Consider the following 23,979-nt stretch of genomic DNA (forward strand, 5'->3'; position numbering starts at 1 on the left):
AAATGAAACGGAGTATTTTCCTTTTACCTTTCTTTTTCTTTTATTGTGCCGTTTTTCAATCCTCGGAACGGGTGCGACCGATCGAGTTCGATTACGGTCCGATTTCCAAAAACTATTTTAATCCCGAAAATGATAAACCGTTTCCCTTAACGGTCCAAAGAGGGAACAATCTATATAACTCAACCACCAAGGATGGAAGATATCTTTTTTATACGACCGGTCAAAAAGGAAATTACGATATTTGGTTTAGAGATCTCAAAAGTTCCATAGTAGTTCCGGTTACGGAACATCCTTCTTCCGAATACAAACCGGCGATCAGCCCGGATGGAAAAAAACTAGCTTTCGTATCCGAACAATACGACACGGCGGGAGATATCGTCATTTTAGAAATAGAACCTGAAGTCTGGGCAAAGAGGATGTTGGAAGGAAAAAGGTTCCTAAGTGATGATTTTGAGTTCATTACAAATCCAGAATATTCGAATATTACTAAATCGGATAAATTTTCGGATTCGGATCCTGTTTGGGGGAAGGACAGTAGAGTGTTGTTGTTCTCTTCCGATAGGCTGACTCCTGGAACTCCCAATCTTATCTTATGGGATACGGAAGGAAAAGAAAAGCCGGTCTTACTCACCAGGTCCGGAGCGGTAAATCCATATTGGTCGCAAGACGGAAAGACAATTTTATATCTTTCTTATGCGGATTCCAGAGAAGGAGAGATCTACTCTTTTGATTTGGAGACCAGGAAGACCAAACGACTCACCAACGATAATTATTTGGATTTTTCTCCAAGTTTATCTCCCGACGGAAGGTATTTATTCTACACATCCATTCGTTCCGATTCGGATGGAAACCGAAAATTGGATGAAAGAGATAATAGTCTGATCATTCGATTGGATCTTTCCGACATGAAGGAAAGAAAACTGACCTCCGGAAATTTTTCATTATTCGATACTAGATATTCTTCCTTTAACGGAGGAAGTATCCTGTTTACCGCATCATATTATGGAACCTTAAATATCTATTTCCTACCTTTGAGCGGATCTATCCCTAAGGCCTCAAATATTTCCGCACAATTCGAACTCGCTAAAGAATACGGAAAAAAACAATCCTTGGACGATTATCTATTGGCCTTAGATTCCTTGGAATTGTATTTTAAGGAAGATCCACTCTATCCTATTTTTAGGGCCAAGGTCCTAAACGAAAAATATTCAGTTTTTAAAAAGTCGGGTAAAACATCGGAGATCAAAAAGGAGATGGTTACTTCCCGTTTGGACCCCAAATGGGGATTTGCCTACGTGTTCTATCTGGAATCAGAGAATAAAGGGATCTCGGAGATCAAAGAATATTTGTCGAATATTCGCGCTCATGCGGATGCACAGGTGACCGGTGCGATCTTAGAGGAGATCGGAAATCTGGAGGAAAAAGCCGGTAGATTAGAAGCGGCTTTGAGTTCAAAACAGGAATTAGCGAACCGATTTCCGGAATATTATAATATTCATGAAATTTTAAGGAATATCGGCTCTTTGCAACTTAAGGAAGCAAAGAATAAGGACTGGACCATTCCTTTTACACTTTTGCAAGCGGCGAACGAATCCGAATCCAAAACGATAGAACTTAGGAATTTATACGGACTATTCGAAGAGCAGATCTTAGCGGGTAAATCGGATTCCGAAAAAATTTCTCTCTCCGAAAAAATAGAATCCGCCAATAAGATCAAAGAGCGTTCTCCGGTAATATATAGATTTTTAATGTATACCAAAGCTGCCGGGCTTTCAGGACAAGGCAGCTTTGCCGATAGTAATTTCCTTCTGGACCCCTTATTAAAAGAAATAACTCCCAAAGATCCGCTTTTTTTAAGGATACATCTATTAAGATCTTCTAATTTTAAAGGTCTTGGGAGTGTTCGTTATTCTTTGGAATCTTTACGCACATTTTTGGAAAATTACGATCATGATTCCGGAGTAGAGATCTCCGACAAAGAAATGGAAAGGTTCTTTATTTATTTCGAGAATCTTGCCCGAAACTATGAGAATCGATCCGATTTTTTCCAGGCATCACTTCATTATTTTTATAATACCGAAAATATGTTCCTGGCAAAGAGTAAGTCGCTCTTTCAAGACACGGTTTATAAGGATTACGCCATATATTACCAAAAATTAATGGTGGATACTTCCTTTAAGTTGGCGAGATCGGTAAGCGAGAAAAATGCATCCGGTATTTTAGGGAATTTGAATCCACTGGAATTTGATCCATTGGGCAAAAAGGAAGGACTAATTTATATCGATCAGTACTTTGAGAAGGAGAAAATCCTGCCGAGAGCGAGAGCCTTCTTGGATCTTGCTACATTGTACGGATACGCTTACTATCTGATCAATCGATCCGTGATCCGAGAGACCTATTATTATAATTCCGGCACAATGGATCGAGTTAAAAAGGAAGCGGCCTTAAGGGATTATAAACAGGCTGAATACGAACTCAGGTGGATCATATTCGCGGAGCCTACGTATCATGACGCTTACCAGCTTTTAGGTTGGTTATACCAATATGTGGACATTATGAAGTCCAGAAGGCCTAACGATAAGGAACCCGCCGATGAGGACAAATATAAGGACGAATATTCCAAATATTTTCCGGAGAAAAACTTCGAGGAGAATATAGAGTTATATAGTCAGATCTTGGAATTACTCGGCGAAAATTTCCAAAACAAAAAAGCTCTCTCCGACCTGAGACTAAATTTAGGGAATAATTACTTTTTGCTGAAAAATTATCCTAAAGCGGATGAACAATATTCTTTGGTCGAATTATATTCGAATTACATAATATCCAAAGCGCAATTCGAGGATTATAGGCAAAAGGCAGTCTTCTTATTCAATTCCGCGCGCGCTTCTATGTATATGTCCAAGTATGGTGATGCGGTCCGGAAGTTAAAAACCGCTTCGGATATATATTCTAAAAACGAATTTTTGCAATTGTATTCCGGAACTGATTACGCGAAAAACCTACAAAGTTACAGGGAAAAGCTCACCTTACTTAGGACCCTAACCGGTTTGTCCTATATGGAATTGGGAGAATATTCGCAGGCGCTTCCGTATCTGACGGAAGCACTAGAACTGAACGAACCGTCCCGATTGGTAGATCCGATCAATATCAGAAACGCATTAGCAATTTCTTATCAAAAATTAGGTTATATCTCCAAATCGGAAGAAAATTTGAAAGAAGCGGAGAAGGAAGCCTATTCCCGCAAAACCCTATGGCTGCCCAAAAAGGTGAGTCCTAAATTTTGGGAATCTGTTTGGGATTCCATTTGGGATCTCGTTTTTGAAACGGTACTTCCTGATTCCGTTCGAATTTCGGGTTCCGGTAGATTTCCGGAAGCGATCCCTCCCGTATTCCAGCCGTTATTATCTTCCGGGATACGAGTAAACAATCTTGTATTAGAACAAAACTATCGTTTGGCAGCGGAAGAAACAAACAAACGATTGGGGTACATTAGTAAGAAAGGACTAGGCAAAACATTGGCCGGGCAATTAGTGCAGTCCCAATCTTATGGAGACCTAGGATTTTTTCACTATAAAAGAAATGAATTCGAAAAAGCTAAATTGGCTTTTTTAGAAGAGAACGAATTTCTAAAAGAGTCGGCGAATCTATCCGGAAGATCCACCGGTAGTTTTAAAAGATATTTATACTCCTTGTTCGCCTCAGTAGAAGCTTCCGACAAAAAGGAAAAAAACGGTTATTCGGAAGAATTAAATAAGGCACTGGAAGAATTGGACAGATTTAAAAGGGAGTCCATGCAAAATTGTATTTCTTCCTGGTCGGAAGATCCGTTAGAGGGAAATACCGTTTGTTCCCAGGCATTTTATAGGCAATATTATGATTTTGATATATTGAAAGCGACTGTTCTCTATTATTTAGGGGAGGAAAATCTAAAAAATGGGGAATGGGTAGAAGGTTTCGAACGATTAGGGGTCTCTTCTTCTTTGTTGGAAACTCCTTCCGGTTTACCGAAAGAGATCATTGGGCTTTCGAAAGATCCGTTCCCCAGAAAAGAAAGAGTATTACATTTTTTAAGTAGAGCTAGCGTATTTTACAGATTAGGTGATTTGGAAAAAGCGGAAGAATGCCTAAGGGCCGCGGAAGAAATGGCCAACGATTTTTATTTCGGTGCGGAGCTTATTCAAACCTGGGTCCTACAAGCGAGACTGGATCTGATTTCAAAAAGGCCTGACAAGGCAAAAATAAAATTAACCAAGGCAGAAGAACTTCTTAAAAAACAATTCCATTTGATCTCCGACAATAAAAGTTTTCTGTTAAGGGATTTATACGAGACCAAGATCAGGGCGGAATTCGACTCCGGAAACTCGAATGCAGCTTTTAACGATTGGACTAGGCTACAAAGATTATTAAATTTCCGTAATTTCCAAAAAGGTAATTGGGAATTTAGGGAAGCCCGGGAAGAATATACAAAATTCGAATCTGATTGGAAAAACTATAGAAACACCTATTTTAAATATCAGATCGCTTTGGAAACCAGAGGGGATATCAAAAAAGAGGAGCTTGCATTAACTCAAGCCGCATCTCAGGTTACTAAAACCTTGGGGAACCTAAGGTCCAAGCTCCCGAAAAAGGTGTCTTTTTTAGATCCTTTCGGTGCAGTTTTAGAGGAAAGTCTAAACCAGGACGAAACTGAAATTCGTTTATTAGAATCGAGAGGTTCAGTATTTGTACGTATCAAAAATTCCTCCTCTTTAAAATTTATGGATTTTGAGAACGAAACCAAAGCGGAAAGCTGGATCAAATCCCATTTTGAAAAATCAGGTCGTAGTCTGCTTATAGATCCTGGAAATACTTCCGTAGGCGAGAAGTTAGACTCTCAACTTTTCCGGGTCAGTTTTAAACTTTCTTCTTCCGTTTTAAATAAGGAAGAAAAAACTCCCAAAGTGATCTCTTCATTTTTACCGATTTCCGGATGGAATTATAGAAGGGTAGATTCCGACTCTTGGACTTCTATATTAGAAGATACTGATGTTCTTGTAAGTCCATTTCCGGAGATCAAAGGAGATTCTGCCTTCGGGGAAAGAAAAAGAGACACGTTGGAACTCCGGGAAATTTTTTCCAGAGAGCATAGATTAGGCGCAGTCATACTTACATATTCCGAAAGGCCGAGCTGGCAGCAGATCTTAAAGATCTATACGGGACTTTCGGGTTCCGGTGTGAATGTAATGTATCTATGCCCCGGCGAAGCTTGTGTAAAAGAGTCCCTTGAGGAAATTTTTACAGGGAAAGTTTCAAATAATTCTACGATCCGCTTCGGAATACTTTCGGAAAGGCCTGGAAATAGAAACATAGAAGCGGAAAAACTTTTTGCCAAGTCGAGAAAAGATGAAAGGATAGCGGATTTATCGGAAGTGTTTTCCGATCTGCATAAAGCCCGGTCTTACGCGGAACCGAATTCTCATTTGGCTCTAAAAATTGAATCGGATCTTTTGAGAGCTTATCAAAGATTAAAGCCAGATCTATCTTTGGATAAAATTTTCTCCTTACGTTATGAGAATAGGGATCTAAATTCTCAAAGGGAATTGGGTTTAAATTTATGTTTGTCCAGGTTACTTGAAACGGAATTTAAGGAGTGTGGTGAGGTCCCTTTGCCGGAGGCGAAGATAGAAATTCTAAACGGGATCTTGTCTTTAAAGGAAGGAAAATTCCCCGGCACATCTTTAAACGCAAATATTTCCGCGGATAGATATGATCCGTTCCTATTTAGATTAAAACTTTCTAATTTGGCTTTGGAAGCGTATTATCCGGATCTAGCTTCTACTCAGCTTGGACTTGCAAAACAATTTATCACTTCCGGTACGGATCTGGAAAATTGGAAGAAGATGGAGGCTCGGATCCGAAAAGAACGAGCACTTTTGGAAGAAGAGGAAGATTTATACGAATATTCCGATCGAATCGAAAGGGATCCCAAAGAGAGAAATTATCAAAGGCATTTGGCATATTTAGAAAATCGTAAAAAACTCGGACATAGGATATCTCCACTTTCTTTGTATTCGGAGATCCATAGTTCTTCTACGGCTTTATTCCAAACCTTGGATGCGGAGACTCGATCTTCCGTTTTGGATCTTCTTCGTTATTCTCTTCCCGAAGAGACTGGAAAGGAGATGGAAGAATTTTTACATTCTTTTACGGATCTGGAAAAACTTAAGAAAAATTCCCCTAGACAAACAAGGATCATGCTGGAGTTTGCAAAAGCGTATCTCTCCAGGGGAGATTACGATAAGGCAAAGTATTGGGTTTCTAAATCTCAAGGAATTTCGGATGAGTTCCATTCTTCCGAGATAGAATTTATTAATTCTAAAATTTCTTATTTGGAAGGCAAAAGACCGGACCAAATACGCGGATCGAATTTTTCGGAATATCTTTCCGAATACGAAACTGCCTCTTCTAAAAAGTCGGCCGAGTTTGTGGAATTGGCGAATTGTTTTGTTAAGCACAGAAGAAAGAAAAAATTTAGCCCGGCAGAAAGAAGGGAACTTAACGATTTTATAACATATTTGCAGACTCTTTCTTTTCGGCAAAACGATTCGGAAACGTTTTTCGATCTGGGATTAATTAAAGACAAAATTTCCGCCGTTCGTCCCGTTTTATTTGGGCGTTCCGTTTCTTATTCCGATCTTCCGAATTTTAATAAGGTATCCTTTATTTTGGAAGAAAAGATCCCCGAAAATCAAGAGTTTCTCGCTTTGATGGATCTAGGCTTAAAAACTTTCTATATCAAGTTTACAAAAGGAAAGTCAAAAGGGGATCTTGCGTTCAAGGATAACCGAAAGATAAAGGCTTCCATTTATAAATATAATGAAGAAGCGGATAAGGGAGGAGCGGAGGTATTACTCAGAGAAGCTTTGGAAACGGAGATCCGTCAGAATATTCGTCCTTCTAAAAACAAGACTACGTATCTATATCTTTCTTCTTATCATTTTTTAGCTCCTATTTTGCCAAAGTCGGAAGAAGAGATCTATTATGTTGCGGATCCGGAAACTTTGCTTAAAAATCCGATCCACAATGAGAAACAAGAGTTCTGGGACGGTTTCGGGATCGTAACCAAAGACGATCCGAATTCTCCGGATTGGTATTCTCAGTTGGTGCAACTGGAGAACTTGGAACTTTCTCCTAAAGGAAATCCTGCGATCACTCCTTTTCATGTGGTTCGCGTTCCTTTGGTGGAAGATGGAGAGAAAGGGATCTTGTTCGGAAATCGCTCCGTTTCCGAAGTGGAGAGCGGTTATTTTCAGGGTGTTTGGATATTGGCTTCTTCCTTCTTGGAAGGTTTTGGGAATGCTTCTCTGAACTTAAGAGATTCCTTATATTATTTGGGAAAATTCTGGAAAGGCCCGGGAATCGTGAATCTGGGATTCCAGACGGATACTCATAACTCTAGATTTTTAAAGGAGATCTCTTCCAGAAAAGAGGACCCTAAAACTTCCCTTCGGAATCGTTTTTTGAAAACGATGGATACTATGAGAGAAGTATATCCTGTGGATAAATACTGGAACGGGTATCGTCTGTTTACGACTTCCTTTATTTCGAAGGAGTAGTTGGACGGTACTGTGGCCTAGTTTGTAGGAATTCCAACATGAATACGAAGCCGGCCCCCACCCAAAATTTCGGGTGGAGGAGGAGGGCTTGTGGGAGAAGCCTGGGATCCTATATCATAAAATTTAATTTTTTACAATCGAATTTTACGTTTCCTTACATGTTGGAATTCCAACATTTGGTTTACTATTATTCGTCAATTACTGTCTAAAAGGAAAATTACTTCTCCTCCAACAATACTTTCCTTTCCTCCGCCGTTTTCTCTCGTAACTTTCTCATCTCCTCGTGAAATTTAGAAAAATCCTTTCCGACTTCTAAAAATCTTTTTCTGAAATAGGAAGTTCCAGAATTGTATCGAAGTGTTCCGATAAAATCTTCGTTATTCCAATCTTTCTCCGCGAGTTTTTTGGAATTGATCCTGGCCCATTTGGTTTGGAGAAGTTTTTTACGGAAGTCGCCGATGATCTTCTTTTTTTTCTCTCGTAATTGATCTTCTGTCCCGCCTTCCGAATAAGCGGCTTTGAGTATATTGGCAGTTTCGAAAATTAGATTTTTATAAAGTTTTGTTTCTTCTTCCGATTTTTTTCTTTCGGAAAGTAGTTTTGGACCTCCGATCTTTAGGATATATGCGTCCGAGCCTTCGTCTTCCACAAAACTTGCATAACTTTCGTTGAAGATAGAGTCTCCCGGGAAATATACAGTCGCGTGGGCCATTTCATGGATGACGATAGAGGCTAAATCTCCCGGATCTTCGTAAAGTTGAGAAGAGAATAATGGATCTTCGAACCATCCTAAAGTGGAATATCCTGCAGTGATCCGTATTCTAGTATCGAAACCTTGGTCTTTCAGAAATTGTTCTTCTTCTTTCGCTTTTTCTAATTGGAAATATCCTTTGTATGGAACCGTCCCTGCGATCGGGAACCACCATGTATAGGATTCGAATCGTAATGGATGGCAGGCGCTTACATGCCAACCGATTGCTGGTCGGTCCAATTGTACAAAACTTTTAAATCCGCCTTCGGGAGAGAGTGCGAGTTCTTGGATCCCGAATTCTCGGATCTTCTCCACTTCTTTTAATTTTGTTTTGGTAGTTTCAGGTATTTCCGGATCGGCTAAAACATCCGAGATCGCTTTTCTTTGCAACAGGATCTTTGCCTGTTCTTTTCCCAGATGATAGAGATAGGGAATACATCCTTGGCCGGAAAAGAATAGAAAAAACAAAACGGGTATCCCCGAAAAGAATCCGAGTCGACGATTCTTTCCGTTAGGTAGAAGGTGGGTTGAGTCTGATTGCATGAATTTTCGTCTTCCTAAAATCGTTTGGGTCAATGTCGGACTTTTGGTTTTATTCCTATTCGTCCTCATTCTCCCGGGAGAAGGAGGTTTGTCCTCCTTTTTCCGAGGCGGCAAGCCTCTCAGTTATTCCGACCAAAAAGCAGGGATCGAATTGCAGAATGCTTTTCGTAACGTTTATAATTCAGCAAAGGGTTCCGTAGTTTCTATCCGGACCAAAAAAACGGAAGCGATCACGAGTCCCTATCAATATTTCGATTATCGGACCGAAAAACTTTCCTCTTTCGGGAGCGGGTTTCTGATTCATGAAAAAGGGTACGTTGTCACAAATTTTCACGTTATCTCCGACGCGGAAAGTATAGAAGTAATCGCTTCCGACGGTAGTGTTTTTCCGGCGAAATTTGTGGGAAGCCATGAAAGAGCGGACATCGCTCTTCTGAAAATTAAAGAAGGCAGCGGACTGAAACCCGTTTCTTTCGGTGATTCCGACAAGATCGAAGTGGGGGATTGGGCCATTGCGATCGGTTCTCCTTTCGGTTTAGAAAGATCTTTTTCGGTGGGTGTAGTTTCCGCAAAGTATAGGGAAGATCTGGATGAAACAGGACAAACCCATATCCAAACAGACAGTATGATCAATCCCGGTTCCAGCGGTGGGCCACTTCTGAACATTTACGGAGAAGTGATCGGCATTAATCGTTTGATCCGAAGCGATTCCGGTAGGAACACCGGCATCGGTTTTGCCATTCCGATGAATTATGCCAAAAAAATCATTCAACTCATCGAGGAAAACAAAGGACGGATCATCCGACCGGCTACTCTAGGAGTCATGGCGACTGTCCCGCTTCCGGATCATAGAAAGGCTCTTGCAATCCCTGCGGATTGGAAAGGGGTCTTGGTTTATGATATGGATCCAGGTTCTTCTGCGGAAAGTTCCGGTTTAAAACGATACGACTTCATTATGGAAGCAAACGGAGTCCAAGTTAAAAATATTAATGATCTGAGGGAACAGGTCGGAATAGTAGGATTAGGCGGCAGGTTAAAACTTAGGATCTACAGGGAAAAATCCCTGGAAGAACTCACCGTTCGATTGATACAGAAATAATTTTTCTAAAATCATAAGGTTAGACATGAGAAGAAATATCGTTCATAGCGGTGCTGATGCTCTCATTTACGAGATCCGTCAGATCGTAGGAGTCGCTAAAAAGTTAGAAGCTCTCGGAATTCCGATTACGTATGAAAATATCGGGGACCCCATTCAGAAAGGAGAGAAGGTCGCTCCCTGGATGAAAAAAATCGTTTCGGATCTGATCCTCGAAGACAAGTCCTGGGCCTATACGGCTACCCAAGGATTCGAAAAAACCAGAAATTTTTTAGCGGACAAAGTGAACGAAAGAGGTGGAGCCCAGATCACCGCCGACGATATTTTATTTTTTAACGGACTCGGCGACGCGGTCGCTAAAATTTTCGGCTTCTTACGAAGAGAGGCACGGGTTATAGGACCAAGCCCTGCGTATTCCACATTATCTTCTGCGGAAGCGGCTCATTCCGGTTACGAGCATATGACCTATAATTTGAATCCGGAGCAGGGTTGGATGCCCGATCTGGAGGATATCGAGAATAAGGTCAAATACAACGACTCAATTGCAGGTATTCTGCTAATCAATCCGGACAATCCTACAGGCGCAGTGTATGGTAAAAACGTAATGCGTGAGATCGTTAAGATCGCGGAAAAATACGATGTCATGCTTATCTGCGACGAAACCTATGCGCATGTGAATTACTCTGAAACCGGTACGGTTCATCTTTCGGAAGTGATCGGAAATAAGGTTCCTGGAATGGCTCTTCGTTCCGTGTCCAAGGAATTCCCTTGGCCCGGGGGAAGATGCGGTTGGTTGGAGATATTCAACAAGGATAAGGATCCCGTTTTTGCACGTTATGCAAAATCTCTCCTGGACGCTAAGATGCTGGAAGTATGTTCAACCACACTTCCTCAGATGGCGATCCCGGAGGTGTATTCCCACCCTAATTTCCTTCCTCATTTGAAAGAAAGAAATGAGAAGTTCAAGAAGAGGGCAAAACTCGCCACCGAGTCTTTTAAGGGACTCAAAGGTGTTACCGTTGTAGAACCGAAAGGTGCCTTTTATCTGACTGTTGCATTCGATAAGGGAGTTCTCGGAGATAAGATGACTCTTCCTATTTCCAATTCGAAAGCGGAGGAATTTATTCGTCCTCTTCTCAGTAATTGTGCGCCGGATCGTAGATTTGTATATTATCTTCTGGCTTCTACAGGGATCTGCGTGGTTCCACTATCTTCTTTCTGTACGGACAGAGACGGTTTTAGGGTCACACTTTTGGAAGAAGATGAGGAAAAGTTCCGCTGGATCTATAATACTTTGAGAAAGAGTATAGAGGATTACATCACTTCCGTTTAGGATATGAAAAACGATAAACAAAGAGTTCCTAAGATCGGAGTAATGGATTCCGGAATGGGAGGACTTTCCGTTCTAAAGGAACTCTTGGAACTTCCGTATTCTGCGAATTTTTTATACTTTGGAGATCTGGCTCATGCTCCTTATGGAGAGAAGCAGACTTCCGAAGTCCTGGAACTCACTCGTAACGTGTGTAATATCTTCTTAGAGCAGGAAGTGGACGCGATCCTTCTCGCATGTAATACGGCAACCTCCGCATCCGCTTCTAAATTAAGGGAAGAATTATCCGTACCAGTATTCGGAATGGAACCTGCGATCAAACCTGCACTTCTCTCACATCCGGGAGAAAAAATCGCGTTACTTGCCACTTCGGTTACTCATAGGGAAGAAAAATTGCAGGAATTAAAATCCGAATTAGGCGCATCCGAAAGAGTAGTCCATCTGAATTGTGACGGTCTTGCAAGTTTGGTGGATCGTGAGAGATGGGTGGAAGCCAAACTTCTTCTTAAGAATATATTACAAATCCCGAAAGAACAAGGGATCAGGGCTCTTGTGTTAGGGTGTACACATTACGTATTCTTGAAAAACGAAATCAAAGAAGTTTATCCGGAGGCAATCCTCCATGACGGGAACCGGGGGACCGTCCGCCATTTAGTCAGATCTCTTCGATTGGATGAAACTCCAGGTCATCCAAAGTATTCCCTCTTCTTTTCTTCCCATACTGAAAGAGAAGAATTAGAAGGTCTTACCATCCGATTCTTACAAAAGGTGTCCCAGAATAAGTGGAAATTTTTTTCCTAAAGGGTATTTTTTTGGTTCCCGGTCTAGGCGCTTTGTATTAGCTTTATGAATCCGTATGAACTCTCTACCCATCTCAAAGCTAGTTACTATCCTGTTGGTTCCGAGCCTATTCTTCTTCTGCAAACCTAAAGAGGAAGAGACCACGGATGCAATCGTCTCCTTTCTCGTAGGAAAAGCAACTGCGGAAAAAGCGGGATCCGTTCTGAAAGCAAACGATCGTATTGTCGAATCCGAAATCGTAAAAACAGATAAGGATGCCACCTTGGATCTAACCACTACTTTAGGGACAGTTCGGCTCTTAGGCGGTTCCGAGGCTTCTATCGCTGCATTGAGAGCGGATCAAAATTATATTAAGATCAACTCGGGCAATATTTTGGTAAAAGTCGCCAAACTGAAAAAGAACGAATCCATCTCCATCGACACTCCTACCGTGGTTGCCGCAGTCAGAGGTACCCAATTTTGGGGCCAAGTGAATCCTGCTAACGAAACGGGAACTTTTGCGGTTCGTGAAGGTAGTGTCCAGATTACCAGAAAGGAAGATGAGGCCCGGGTTTTGGTAAAAGCGGGAGAAGCTGTGGACTTAGGACCTGGGATCAAGGCATTAAAAGTTCGCCCTGCGGCTGCGGGAGAACTCTCCGCAATGGAACAAATCGACCAAATGAAATAGCTTTTTTTCTGGGCATTAGACCCGATCCGGGAATTCTGTTCTGGGGCGGGTCCATGCAAGAAGATATCAGTTATAAATCCGCCGGAGTCGATACGGAAGCCGGCCAAGAATTCGTCAAAAAGATCAAACAAAACGTGGAATCCACCCACGGTCCCAAAGTTTTAGGCGGGCTTGGTGGATTTTCAGGTGCCTTCGACGTCTCTTTTCTCAAAAATTATAAAAACCCAATATTGCTGAGCGGTACTGATGGTGTCGGAACCAAGGTGGAGCTCGCTCGTTTATTCAATATTCATGATACGATCGGCATAGACTTGGTCGCAATGTGTGTGAACGATATTCTTGTCTCCGGTGGAGAGCCTTTATTCTTCTTGGACTATATAGCCTGTGGTAAATTGATCCCGGAAAGAATGGAAAGGATTGTTGCGGGGATCGTAAAAGGTTGTAAACTTTCAGGAGCGGCGCTGTTAGGCGGAGAGACTGCGGAACATCCGGGCACCATGGACCCGGACGAATACGATTTAGGCGGATTTGTAGTAGGTGCAGTGGAGAAAGACGACTTAATAGACGGATCCAAGATCAAAGCGGGTGATATCGTTTTAGGTTTAGAATCTTCCGGTCCTCATAGCAACGGATTTTCTCTCATCCGTAAATTATATTTAGAAGGTGGACGAAAACTTCCCGCAGATCCGGAGTTAGTCGGTTTCTTAAAAGAATTCGCACTTCGTCCAACAAGGATCTATGCAGAAAGTATACTGAACCTAACGAAGAGGGTAGAAGTAAGGGGAATGGTGCATATCACCGGCGGAGGTTTTTATGAAAACATTCCTAGGGTGCTTCCCGCCACTTTAGCGGCAGAGATCAAAAGAGAAAAACTTCCCGAAAATCCATTCTTTGCCAGAGTTCAGAAGGATTTTCCGTCTTTATCCGAAAAGGAATTGTATTCCACTTTTAATATGGGAATCGGATACATAGTCATCGTTTCTCCCGAGTTTGAGCGCGACGCGATCTCCGCCTTGGAAGAAAAAGGAGAACTGGTCCATAAAATCGGAGTAATCACTTCGAAAAATAAAGAGTCTGTTCTTTTGCTCTGAACTTTTCAAAACGGCAGATATATGGATAGGATCCAAGCTCTTTTTAAAAATCCGGTTTTTATCATATCCAAAAAGAATCCATTCATGCTTTCTAGATGGAGTATTTTATACGTACTCCTAGGGTTATTTGCAGGAGTATTCTCCGCAGTGTTCTGGAAAGTTTTGGAATTTCTCACCAGACTTTTAGCGGGTTTCCAAGGACATTATATAATTCTAATCATGACCCTATCCGGTTTGGGTATCGGCCTTCTCATTTATTTTCTAGGAGACCCGGGAGAAATCTCATTAGTAATCGATAATATTCGCTTTAGGGGAGGAAAACTCGACCCTAAGAATAATCCTTCTATGAGTTTGTCTTCTTTGCTTAGTATTTCGTCCGGAGGAAGTGCGGGCCCCGAGGCGCCTCTTGTGCAGATCACCGGTTCATTCGGAAGTTGGTTTGCGGAGAAGATAGGATTAGAAGGAGAAGAATTGAGATCCATGACGATTGCCGGAATGGCTGCAGGATTCACTTCTTTATTCGGTTCTCCTTTAGGCGGAGCGTTATTCGCGTTGGAGATCCTACAGCATAGACATGTAGTGGAATATTACGAGGCCTTATTACCGGCATTTCTCTCCAGTTGCAGCGCATATTTCGTATTCTTATTTATGACGGATATGGGGATCGGACCTACTTGGGAATTCCCGCAATATATTCCCGGCGGAATAGAGGATTTTCAATACGCGATCGGTTTCGGAATGGCCGGAGCCTTGGTCGGCTGGATCTTTTATGGAATATTCAAAATTACTAAATTTTCTTTCTCTAAAATAGCTCTACCCATTTTCGCGAAGACCACAATCGGCGGATTATTATTGGGTTGTATCGCATATTATGAGCCGCTAACCCGTTACTTCGGGCACGAACAGTTGAACGAGATCGTAGTTACTAAAGGAGACTGGATCTTTTTCGGGACATTAGCCTTATTAAAGATACTTGCGATCAATATCACCGTTTCCAGCGGTTGGAGAGGAGGGATTATCATACCTTTATTTTTCGTAGGAGCGGTAGCAGGTAGGTTCTTCATGGATTTTTTTCCATCCGAGAATGAATCCTTTTTACTCATCTGCCTTATGGCGTCCGTAAACGCTTCCGTGACCAAAACACCGATCAGCACCACGATATTGCTCACAGGGTTAACCGGGGTTTCCAATTTTACTCCGGTATTATTCGCCTCCTTAAGCGGATATTTCTTATCTCCCAAGGCTCCGTTTATCGGCTCTCAAGCGGATTCGGTGTAATTTTGGATCGGATTCAAGCGTCCGATTTTGTCCTGGACGATTTCTGGCAAATCGATAAAAGATAGCCAACTCTATGGGAATTTTCTCTAAAAAGGATCCGTTCTTTCTGATTGCGGCATTCTTATTTTTCGCATATTGTTCACCTTCTCCCAAAAAAGCTCTATTAGAGAATGGTGTTATAGATTGGGAAAAATCCTTAAACCAGGGAAAATGTTTTCGAATGACCGGGGATTGGAAGTTTGCCTGGTTGGGTGGTACTCCGGATACAAGTCTTCCAAAAGAACCGGAAAAATTTTCCATGGCCGTTATTCCTGGGAGTTGGACCAAACATGATTGGCCGGGTTCCGATGAGGGAGAATTTCCTAAGTATGGAAAAGCATTGTATAGAGTGGACCTGGTTTCTTCCATTCCGGTGGAAAGTTTACATTTGGTTTCTTACGACCAAGGAACGAATTATAGGATCCTATTTAACGGAAAACTAATTAACCAAGTGGGGAAAGTAGGAGATCCTTCCGAAGATGGGCTGGAACTTAGGACTAGTTATTCTATTCTTCCTCCTTGGCAAGGTGTCGCTCATCTAGACTTTGAAATTTCCAATTATCAATATAGAAAAGGTGGACTTTGGAAACCTCCCGTTTTAGGCACTTCCGAATGTGTGGGTCGTTATTATTTGGATAGAAGGGACTTGGAAGGAATACTCTGCGGAGGCCTTTTCTTTTTAGGCTTATTTCATATCTTCGTATCCGCTTTTTATAAAAAAGATCCTTCCGCATTCATTTTAGGACTTCTTTCCACCACGGTAGGACTTAGATTATATTCCACAGGAGTGAGATTATTTCCCGAACATTTTTTAGTGAGACCGGAAATCTATCTAAGGACTGAATTTATCACTTGGTTTTTGGGGATGCCTTTGGCCTTCCATTTTTTATTAGCTGTGTTTCCTACTGACTTCGGCAAAAATTTTCTGAAACTCAGTTATATTTTTGCAGGTATATTTACGCTTATCACTTTGTTTACGGGACCTGCTATCTATTCTTATCTGATCAACCCTTCCTACTTACTTTTTGTGTTTAACGGAGCCTGCTCTTTAGTCGTTTTAGCGAAAGCGGTTTCCCAAAAAATGGTGGGGGCTTATATTTATCTCGCAGGTTTTATCTTCCTTCTCTTCTTTATGACAAGCGAGATATTATTCCATGCGGAACTTTTGGATTCCTGGGAATTAAGCGGGATTGGAGTAGGAATATTCGTGCTTGCAAATTCACTTTCTTTATCCAACAAGATGTTGAGCGGATTCAGGGAAAGGGAGAAGGTCCAAGAGATACTGAACACGAACTTAGAGGAACTCGTCCGAAAAAGGACCAGAGAATTGGAATTTGCTAGAGACGAAGCGGAAGCCGCTAATAAAGCAAAGAGCGAATTTTTGATCAACGTAGACCACGAGGTTCGCACTCCTATGAACGGGATCGTCGGGATTACTCAGATGTTATTGGATTCCGATCTCAAACCGGAACATAAGGAAATGTTGGAACTACTTAAAAGAAGCGGGGACGCAATGATGGTAATTCTCGGTTCTATGTTGGACGCATCCAGTTTAGAAAAAGGTACATTATATCTTTTGAATAAACGTTTCAGTCTAAAAGCCTCTATTTATGAAGCCGCAATGAGGGTTGAGGATAAGATCCGCAGAAAAAATCTGGATTTCAGCGTAACTCTTTCCGACAACCTTCCTGAAACCGTCGATGGAGACGAAGAAAGATTCAAAACAATGCTTTTGGTCCTTCTCGAGAACGCGGAAAAGTTCACCGTAAAAGGGTTCGTCAAACTTTCCGGAGAAAAAGTCCAAGAAACCAATCTAGAATACAGGCTTCGGTTTAAGGTCCAAGACTCAGGTATAGGAATTCCGGAAGATAAACTCAGTTCTATTTTTAATCCGTTCCAACAGGTGGATTCCGGTGTGACTAAACCTTTCCAGGGAGCAGGTCTTGGCCTTGCTCTTTGTAAAGCCCTTGCCCAGAAAATGGACGGTGATATCTCGGTCCAAAGTGTGCCTGGCAAAGGTTCCGAGTTTATCCTAGAAATCGCCCTCTCTAAACCGGAAATCCAATCTTGACATAAGATTTCCACCTTCCAAGCTGGGTCCAAACTATATGGGAAGGATCCAAGAACTTAGTCCGGAATTAATCAATCAAATCGCTGCCGGGGAAGTGATTGAATCCGCTCATTCCGTCCTGAAAGAAATGATGGAGAACTCCGTGGACGCGGGAGCGGACTCGATCGAAGTGGAATCCAGAGACGGGGGCCTGACCTCCTTACTTCTTTCGGATAACGGCTCGGGGATAGAAGAAGAGGATATCCCTCTTGCAATCCAAAGACATGCCACAAGCAAGATCCGTACATTAAAAGATCTTGAATTAGTTTCTTCTTATGGATTTAGAGGAGAAGCGTTGGCATCCATCGCTTCCGTTTCCAAACTTACGATAGAGACCGGAACCGGACAATCGACCGCCTGGAAGGTTAGAGCGGAAAAAGGACAGATCATTTCCAAAGAATCCATCCCGGGTTTTCACGGTACAAAGATCCTAGTCGAGGATCTATTCTATAATACTCCAGTCAGAAGGAAATTTTTAAAATCGGTCCGCTCCGAAGATAAGAAGATCCGAGACAAAGTAACTATCCAGGCTCTGGCAAGAGAAAATATTCGATTTAGATTCGTCCAAGACCATAAGGAGATCTATAGGCTTCCTCCCAAAGATAAAAAAGAAAGGATCATAGATCTATTCGGAGAAAATTTCAGGGATCATTTGTTGGAGGTCCAACTTGAAAAAAAGGGTTGGAAGGCAAAAGGTTATATCAGCGATCCCGATTTTTATAAATCCAACCGCACGGGACAGTTCATATTCGTGAACGGAAGACCGGTGGAGATCAAATATTCCTCTCATTTATTAAAAAAATGTTATGATGAACTTCTTCCTCCGAACGCGCATCCATACTGTTTTTTATTTTTCGAAGTGGATCCCGAGTCCATAGATGTGAACGTTCATCCAGCCAAAAAAGAGATCCGTTTTTTGGATGAAGAGGGATTTAACACGTTCTTTCTGCAATTGATCCAAAAAGAACTTAGATCCAGCACGCCTGTCAGCTTTTTGGAATTGAAAAACAGGCTTTTAAGACCGGAACCGAAAAAGATGGAATCCACGTTATATTCCTTCTCTTCTTCCTCTTCCGGCGGAATAGAGCAGCAACTCTTAGGGGGAGCGCTTTATGAAGAAGTAAAACACTCTCCTTCCTTCCCCGTAGAAGCCGTCGGCCCAGGCTCCAGGTTAGAAGATCTGACCGATATTCCGATAAAACATTCCGAGTTCATTCCAAAAAAACATTTCGGTTTATTATTCGAAACGTTCATTTTGGCGGAAGGAGAGGACGGTTTTTATATCATCGACCAACATACCGCCCACGAAAGGATCCGTTACGAAGAAGTATTAAGAAAACTTAAGAAAAAAAATTACGGGATACAACCTCTTCTTACTCCTATTCGTATCCCTGTTTCGAAACAGGAAGCGGAAGATATAAAAGATAGATTGGGAGAATACCAAGAAGTGGGTTTAAAACTGGACTCACTCGGAGAAGACACAATGGTACTTCGAGAAGTTCCCGGTTATTTTCTACCCGGACATGAAAAAGAGATCGTTCTGGATTTTTTAAATCGGACCGGAGGCAAAGAAGTTCCGGAGCCTGAGTTATACGATCTTATGGCAAAATGTGTCGCTTGTAGATCCGCAGTGAAAAAAGGGGACCAACTTTCAGACCATCTAATCGCAGAGATGTTGAATCGCCTCAGTTATTGTGAGAACCCATCCCGTTGCCCTCATGGAAGACCCACCTTGGTCAAATTAACCAGAGAAGATCTGGAAAGAATGTTTCATCGCAGGTAAAATTTGAAAACCGAATCCCAAGAACTTAGAAACTCCACGGAGAACGTAATCACTTCCTTGGTCCGACAGACATTGGTCGCAAGTGTGATCTTATTATTGATCGTTTTAATACTCGCCAGATTTTTTAATGAAAGGGTCACTCAGGTCGCCGGACTATTTTTGGATTACACCGGAGTATGGGGGGTAGGTCTTGCGATATTTGTTGCCGACTCGGTACATGTCTTTTTTCCTCCTGATACATTCTTGATATTGGCAGTAGCGGCAAAAATGACCGATTTCTGGGTAATCTTCTTCGCATCTTTTGGGTCTTTACTTGCGGGAGGATGTTCTTATTCCCAAGGAAGATTCCTACTTCCTAAATTGCACATATTTACCAAGTTCATTCGAAATCACGAAGAGAAGTTGGAAGTATATGTAAAACGATTCGGATTCTGGGCGGTGGTTCTTGCAGCGCTTACGCCGTTACCTTATTCCTGGACTTCCGTGGCTGCAGGAGCGATGAATATGAGGATCCATCTTTTTTTCGCTGCTGCACTTTTTCGGATCCCCCGTTTTATTCTTTATTATTACCTAATAAAGGGCGGATGGATCGGGGTCTAAACATTCGGATTGACGCATATTAGAAGCAAAGATACAAAAGTTTAGATGATGGACGATTCTCCCAGACTCATTCCTAAGACCAGAAAAGAATTGATCTTAGAAAATTTGGATTGGTTCGGTTTACCGGTTCGTATTTCCGAATTGGTGGAGAATGTATTGGACGGGAAGATTAGGGAACAATCCTTAGTATGCTGCCATAGCGCATGTGATGTATGCAATTCCACCATCCGTTCCTGCATACGAAAGGTCCAAAGAGAATTGGAAGAAGAACTTGGGCAGTCTATTTGAAAGAGCGCCACTTCCTCATAAGATCAGGCCTAGTTCCTTTGCTCAGGTCATTGGACAGGAAAAGGCAAAACTTCAATTACAAAAATATAAAGAACCGATAAGTATTCTACTATACGGACCTCCGGGCACGGGAAAATCGACGATCGCCAGGATTTTAGGTAATACGTGGAAACTACCTTTTGTGGAATACAATGCAGTCACCACCGGTGTAGCAGACATCAAAAAGCTGTTGGAAAGATCCGAAAAAGAAGGAAGTATCTTACTTTTTCTAGATGAGATCCACAGATTCAGTTCTTCCCAACAAGATAGTTTATTAAAAGGAGTGGAGACCGGAGCGATTGTTCTTATCGGAGCCACCACGGAGAATCCCTCCTTTCGGATCACAAGACCATTATTGTCCAGATGCCAGGTCCTTAAACTGGAACCTTTAGGAGAGAACGATCTATTAGAGATACTTTCCAGAGGTATAGAATCCTTAGACCCGAAACCGAATATTACAAAAGAGGCAAGTTCTCTACTCGTCCGTTATTCCGGGGGAGACGCTAGAAAACTTCTCTCCAATTTGGAAGGAATTGTTCTTTCGAAAGCTGCCGGAACCCAAATAGAAGCCTCCGATATAGAAACATTTTTGGAAAGTCGGGTAATCGAATACGACCAAAGTGGAGAGAGTCATTATGATGTGATCTCCGCGTTCATCAAGTCGGTGAGAGGAAGCGACCCTGATGCTGCTTTATTCTATCTAGCTATGATGTTAGAAGGCGGAGAAGATCCGCTCTTTATCGCCAGACGGCTCATTATCCTTGCATCCGAAGATATCGGAAATGCTTCCGTTCATGGTTTACCTTTAGCTGTTGCAGGACTTCATGCAATAGAGACGATCGGAATGCCGGAAGGAAGGATTGTATTAGGGCAGGTCACTACATTCTTAGCCTCTTGTCCAAAGTCCAACGCCTCTTATTTAGGAATTGGTTCCGCACTTTCCTTTGTGAAAGAACGAGGGCCAAGTTTAAAGATCCCGAATCGACTTAGAAATGCTCCCACTGCCACTCATAAAAAAGAAGGAGCAGGACAAGGGTATAAATATCCTCATGATTTCGGCGGATTTGTGCCATTCTCCTATTTTCCCGACGATCTCTCCGACAATCCTCCTCAATTCTATAAACCGACTAAAAACGGAATGGAAGGAAAGATCAGGGAACATCTTGCCTCCATCTGGAAACAAATTTCTAGCAAAAAGTACGAGTAAGCCACTCTTATAATTTCTACGAAGAAAAATTTGGGCGGCTCCTTCGCTCCGCTCAGGCCGTGCTGCTACGGGTTCGCGCATAAGCGCTCATCCGGACAAGCCCGGACTAAAGCCCTGCGCATCACTGCCGCGGTTTGTCTCGCAAAGCCGCAAAGTGGAGAAGAAATAGCTTGTAGGAGTTCCGACAGGAAATGAAGATCGCCCCCACCCTGCATTGGGATTGGGGGGAGTGGCCCGTGGGAGCGCGCATTCTCGCATATCACAAAATCCTAGCTCCGTCAACCAAATCCTTCTCTTACAATCCGTGTAGGAGTTCCAACATCGCGGCCCCTCCGTGTCTCTGGATTTTCGTAAAATAACTTAATAAAAATGTTGCGTAGTTAAATAGCTACATTTATATTTGTAGTTAAGTAGCTACATAATGAATTTACGAAGGGACGTATTCCAAGCAATCGCAGACCCCACTAGGCGCGCAATACTCCTGATGGTGGCCTCTCAGGCTATGACTGCAGGGGCGATCGCATCCAATTTTGATACAGCCAGGCCCACTGTTTCTAAACATTTACAAATTCTCACAGAGTGTGAATTGTTAAATCAAGAACAGAACGGTAGGGAAATTTATTATCAATTGAATCTGAATAAGATGAAAGAAATTGCCGACTTTATAGAACCGTTCCGTAAAATGTGGGACGACCGGTTCGATAAACTGGAATCCGTAATGAAAAAATACAGATCAAGAAAATAGGATATGGAAAAAAAAACAAAAATTGATGCAGAGGACGGCAAACAAGAATTGCTGATCACCAGGGAATTCGACCTTCCCTTGGATCTACTTTTTAAGGCGCATATAGAGCCGGAGATCGTAGAGGAATGGATGGGGACCAAAGTGATCAAACTGGAAGGAAAAAAGCATGGAAGCTGGCAATATGAAACTACGGATCCTTATGGCAACAAACACGGATTCAACGGTGTTATTCATGAATTTGTCCCTAACCAAAAGATCACCCGCACTTTTGAAATGGAAAATTCTCCTTTTCCGCCTCAACTTGAGTTCTTAGAATTCGAAAAACTCGGTGAGGAAAAAAGCAAACTTACAATGCACATTGTCTTCAAGTCCGTTGCACTTAGAGACCAGCTGCTTAAGCTACCGTTTGCTCAGGGCATTAATATGGCCCATAATAGATTACAAGAAGTAGTAAATAAATTAAAATAGGATATTGGACATGAGAAACAAGGTTATATATTGGATCGCTACTGCATGGCTTTCCTTAGGAATGGTGTCTACCGGGATCGTGCAGATCATCCAAATGAAAGAAGAAGCGGATATGTTTGCACATTTAGGATATCCGGCCTATCTGATGATCATTTTGGGTGTTTGGAAATTGTTAGGTGTAATCGCTGTAATTGTCCCGAAATATCCTTTAGTCAAGGAATGGGCGTATGCGGGATTTTTCTTTACGATGTCCGGAGCAATTTTCTCTCATTTTGCAGCCGGGGACGGGGCAAAAGAATATTTCGGACCCGTATTATTACTTGTGCTTACGATCGTTTCCTGGTATTTCCGGCCGACAGATAGGAAGATCCCTGCAGTGTGAGTGAGACTAATATGAATCCAAAGGTTGATTTCTTTTTTAATAAAGCCAAACAATGGAAGGAAGAATATGAGGCGCTGCGCAAGATCGCTCTTGCCCTAGGACTCACCGAAGAATTAAAGTGGGGTCAACCTTGTTATACATATCAAAACAATAATATAGTTTTGATACATGGATTCAAAGAATATTGTGCGTTTTTGTTTTTCAAAGGCGCGTTATTAAAGGATCCAAATGGAATTTTAGTACAACAAACTAAAAATGTGCAGTCCGCTCGCCAGATCCGATTCACTAACGTTAAGGAAATCGACAAACTTAAAACCGCTTTAAAGGCTTATATCAAAAATGCGATCGAAGTGGAAAAATCCGGCCAAAAAGTGAATTTCAAAAAAACAAAAGAGTTCGATATGCCGGAAGAATTTTTAAGTAAATTGGAAGAATCTCCCGACTTAAGATCGGCTTTTGAGTCGTTGACGCCAGGTAGGCAAAGAGGATACCTTCTTCATTTTTCTTCTGCCAAACAATCTAAAACTAGAGAGGCGAGGATTGAAAAGTATATACCTCATATTTTAAAAGGTAAGGGATTAGATGATTAAAAAGAAGGTTTCAGCAAAGAAGAAGGCGCCAACTAAAACTTCGATGAATAAATCACCTAAGTTTAAAAAGGCAGGCGCAAAGAAATCCACTCGGATGAGGAATTCAGGAAAGAAGGAGCCTATCTTACTTTCCGGAGGAAATCCTCAGATCGCAAAAGGTTATGGTGACGGCCCGGTCCAAGAGTATATCGCAGCTATGCCCGGTTGGAAAAAAGAGATTGGGCGTAAACTCGACGAACTGATAGTCAGAACAGTCCCGCATGTTAGTAAAGCGGTAAAATGGAACTCTCCACTTTACGGGATCGAAGGCCAGGGGTGGTTTCTCGGAGTGCATGTATTTGCCAAATACGTTAAGATAGCATTCTTCAAAGGAGCTTCATTAAAACCGATGCCTCCGGGTTCCTCCAAGGTTCCGGGAACGCGTTATTTGGATATTCGAGAAGAAGACGGAATCGACGAAGCTCAACTTTCTTCTTGGATCAAACAAGCCAGCGAACTACCCGGCGAAAAATTATAGGCAAGCGATTGGGCAAAGGTCCATTCATTCGCTTTAAAAGAAATATCTTTCTGTAATAT

18 protein-coding genes are annotated in these 23,979 nt (G+C 42.0%); 17 read left to right on the forward strand and 1 reads right to left on the reverse strand.

Features of this window, described 5'->3' with window-relative positions:
• Positions 1-2: 2 nt before the first annotated feature.
• On the forward strand, positions 3-7,595 hold the full coding sequence (locus LEP1GSC192_RS18245) for a PD40 domain-containing protein (protein WP_020771397.1): 7,593 nt from the start codon (positions 3-5) through the stop codon (positions 7,593-7,595).
• Between the two features lie 217 nt (positions 7,596-7,812).
• Here the strand turns inward: LEP1GSC192_RS18245 and LEP1GSC192_RS18250 are convergent, their stop codons facing one another.
• Positions 7,813-8,889, reverse strand: a complete 1,077-nt coding sequence (locus LEP1GSC192_RS18250; protein ID WP_020771105.1) for an aminopeptidase — start codon at positions 8,887-8,889, stop codon at positions 7,813-7,815.
• Here LEP1GSC192_RS18250 and LEP1GSC192_RS18255 point away from each other — a divergent pair.
• The 16 genes from LEP1GSC192_RS18255 to LEP1GSC192_RS18330 all read left to right on the forward strand — a co-directional run bounded on the left by LEP1GSC192_RS18255 (position 8,888) and on the right by LEP1GSC192_RS18330 (position 23,920).
• Entirely contained in the window at positions 8,888-9,988 is a 1,101-nt protein-coding gene (locus tag LEP1GSC192_RS18255; protein ID WP_020771183.1) for a S1C family serine protease, read from the forward strand. The two genes, LEP1GSC192_RS18250 and LEP1GSC192_RS18255, sit on opposite strands and share 2 nt — an antisense overlap.
• A gap of 25 nt (positions 9,989-10,013) precedes the next feature.
• The gene (locus LEP1GSC192_RS18260; protein WP_020771273.1) at positions 10,014-11,318 is read left to right on the forward strand and encodes a pyridoxal phosphate-dependent aminotransferase; all 1,305 of its coding nucleotides are present in this window, start codon (positions 10,014-10,016) and stop codon (positions 11,316-11,318) included.
• Positions 11,319-11,321: 3 nt separating this feature from the next.
• Positions 11,322-12,116: a glutamate racemase gene (murI, locus tag LEP1GSC192_RS18265; RefSeq protein WP_020771423.1), complete on the forward strand. Its 795-nt coding sequence runs from the start codon at positions 11,322-11,324 to the stop codon at positions 12,114-12,116.
• A 55-nt stretch (positions 12,117-12,171) separates the two neighbouring features.
• Positions 12,172-12,783: a FecR domain-containing protein gene (locus LEP1GSC192_RS18270; RefSeq protein WP_036090923.1), complete on the forward strand. Its 612-nt coding sequence runs from the start codon at positions 12,172-12,174 to the stop codon at positions 12,781-12,783.
• Between the two features lie 53 nt (positions 12,784-12,836).
• Positions 12,837-13,874 (forward strand): phosphoribosylformylglycinamidine cyclo-ligase, encoded by a 1,038-nt coding sequence (purM, locus tag LEP1GSC192_RS18275; protein WP_020771178.1) that lies wholly within the window; start codon positions 12,837-12,839, stop codon positions 13,872-13,874.
• Positions 13,875-13,895: 21 nt separating this feature from the next.
• The gene (locus tag LEP1GSC192_RS18280; RefSeq protein ID WP_020771088.1) at positions 13,896-15,152 is read left to right on the forward strand and encodes a chloride channel protein; all 1,257 of its coding nucleotides are present in this window, start codon (positions 13,896-13,898) and stop codon (positions 15,150-15,152) included.
• A 73-nt stretch (positions 15,153-15,225) separates the two neighbouring features.
• Positions 15,226-17,262 (forward strand): sensor histidine kinase, encoded by a 2,037-nt coding sequence (locus LEP1GSC192_RS18285; RefSeq protein ID WP_020771212.1) that lies wholly within the window; start codon positions 15,226-15,228, stop codon positions 17,260-17,262.
• 37 nt (positions 17,263-17,299) lie between these two features.
• On the forward strand, positions 17,300-19,084 hold the full coding sequence (mutL, locus tag LEP1GSC192_RS18290) for a DNA mismatch repair endonuclease MutL (RefSeq protein ID WP_020771167.1): 1,785 nt from the start codon (positions 17,300-17,302) through the stop codon (positions 19,082-19,084).
• A 3-nt stretch (positions 19,085-19,087) separates the two neighbouring features.
• Positions 19,088-19,684 (forward strand): YqaA family protein, encoded by a 597-nt coding sequence (locus tag LEP1GSC192_RS18295; RefSeq protein ID WP_020771280.1) that lies wholly within the window; start codon positions 19,088-19,090, stop codon positions 19,682-19,684.
• Positions 19,685-19,729: 45 nt separating this feature from the next.
• Positions 19,730-19,972 carry a hypothetical protein gene (locus LEP1GSC192_RS18300; RefSeq protein ID WP_020771298.1) on the forward strand — a complete coding sequence of 81 codons (243 nt, stop codon included), beginning with the start codon at positions 19,730-19,732 and terminating at the stop codon, positions 19,970-19,972.
• Positions 19,956-21,218 (forward strand): replication-associated recombination protein A, encoded by a 1,263-nt coding sequence (locus LEP1GSC192_RS18305; RefSeq protein ID WP_020771413.1) that lies wholly within the window; start codon positions 19,956-19,958, stop codon positions 21,216-21,218. The genes LEP1GSC192_RS18300 and LEP1GSC192_RS18305 overlap by 17 nt, the downstream gene beginning before the upstream one ends.
• Before the next feature lie 421 nt (positions 21,219-21,639).
• Positions 21,640-21,963: a helix-turn-helix transcriptional regulator gene (locus LEP1GSC192_RS18310; RefSeq protein ID WP_036090927.1), complete on the forward strand. Its 324-nt coding sequence runs from the start codon at positions 21,640-21,642 to the stop codon at positions 21,961-21,963.
• 3 nt (positions 21,964-21,966) lie between these two features.
• Positions 21,967-22,431 carry an SRPBCC domain-containing protein gene (locus LEP1GSC192_RS18315; RefSeq protein ID WP_020771348.1) on the forward strand — a complete coding sequence of 155 codons (465 nt, stop codon included), beginning with the start codon at positions 21,967-21,969 and terminating at the stop codon, positions 22,429-22,431.
• 10 nt (positions 22,432-22,441) lie between these two features.
• Positions 22,442-22,813 (forward strand): DoxX family protein, encoded by a 372-nt coding sequence (locus LEP1GSC192_RS18320; protein ID WP_020771512.1) that lies wholly within the window; start codon positions 22,442-22,444, stop codon positions 22,811-22,813.
• A gap of 11 nt (positions 22,814-22,824) precedes the next feature.
• Entirely contained in the window at positions 22,825-23,403 is a 579-nt protein-coding gene (locus tag LEP1GSC192_RS18325; protein WP_020771151.1) for a YdeI family protein, read from the forward strand.
• On the forward strand, positions 23,396-23,920 hold the full coding sequence (locus LEP1GSC192_RS18330; RefSeq protein ID WP_020771381.1) for a DUF1801 domain-containing protein: 525 nt from the start codon (positions 23,396-23,398) through the stop codon (positions 23,918-23,920). Before LEP1GSC192_RS18325 ends, LEP1GSC192_RS18330 begins: the two co-directional genes overlap by 8 nt.
• The last annotated feature ends 59 nt before the right edge of the window (positions 23,921-23,979 follow it).

Origin of the sequence: Leptospira sp. B5-022 (genome assembly GCF_000347035.1) — a bacterium.
Classification (GTDB): Bacteria; Spirochaetota; Leptospiria; order Leptospirales; family Leptospiraceae; genus Leptospira_B; species Leptospira_B cinconiae.

Bases quoted from the DNA above. Each gene is read 5' to 3' on its own strand.
- LEP1GSC192_RS18245 (WP_020771397.1), top strand. From the start codon at position 3: ATGAAACGGAGTATTTTCCTTTTACCTTTCTTTTTCTTTTATTGTGCC.
- LEP1GSC192_RS18255 (WP_020771183.1), top strand. From the start codon at position 8,888: ATGAATTTTCGTCTTCCTAAAATCGTTTGGGTCAATGTCGGACTTTTG.
- LEP1GSC192_RS18250 (WP_020771105.1), bottom strand. From the start codon at position 8,889: ATGCAATCAGACTCAACCCACCTTCTACCTAACGGAAAGAATCGTCGA.
- LEP1GSC192_RS18260 (WP_020771273.1), top strand. From the start codon at position 10,014: ATGAGAAGAAATATCGTTCATAGCGGTGCTGATGCTCTCATTTACGAG.
- murI (WP_020771423.1), top strand. From the start codon at position 11,322: ATGAAAAACGATAAACAAAGAGTTCCTAAGATCGGAGTAATGGATTCC.
- LEP1GSC192_RS18270 (WP_036090923.1), top strand. From the start codon at position 12,172: ATGAACTCTCTACCCATCTCAAAGCTAGTTACTATCCTGTTGGTTCCG.
- purM (WP_020771178.1), top strand. From the start codon at position 12,837: ATGCAAGAAGATATCAGTTATAAATCCGCCGGAGTCGATACGGAAGCC.
- LEP1GSC192_RS18280 (WP_020771088.1), top strand. From the start codon at position 13,896: ATGGATAGGATCCAAGCTCTTTTTAAAAATCCGGTTTTTATCATATCC.
- LEP1GSC192_RS18285 (WP_020771212.1), top strand. From the start codon at position 15,226: ATGGGAATTTTCTCTAAAAAGGATCCGTTCTTTCTGATTGCGGCATTC.
- mutL (WP_020771167.1), top strand. From the start codon at position 17,300: ATGGGAAGGATCCAAGAACTTAGTCCGGAATTAATCAATCAAATCGCT.
- LEP1GSC192_RS18300 (WP_020771298.1), top strand. From the start codon at position 19,730: ATGATGGACGATTCTCCCAGACTCATTCCTAAGACCAGAAAAGAATTG.
- LEP1GSC192_RS18310 (WP_036090927.1), top strand. From the start codon at position 21,640: ATGAATTTACGAAGGGACGTATTCCAAGCAATCGCAGACCCCACTAGG.
- LEP1GSC192_RS18315 (WP_020771348.1), top strand. From the start codon at position 21,967: ATGGAAAAAAAAACAAAAATTGATGCAGAGGACGGCAAACAAGAATTG.
- LEP1GSC192_RS18320 (WP_020771512.1), top strand. From the start codon at position 22,442: ATGAGAAACAAGGTTATATATTGGATCGCTACTGCATGGCTTTCCTTA.
- LEP1GSC192_RS18325 (WP_020771151.1), top strand. From the start codon at position 22,825: ATGAATCCAAAGGTTGATTTCTTTTTTAATAAAGCCAAACAATGGAAG.
- LEP1GSC192_RS18330 (WP_020771381.1), top strand. From the start codon at position 23,396: ATGATTAAAAAGAAGGTTTCAGCAAAGAAGAAGGCGCCAACTAAAACT.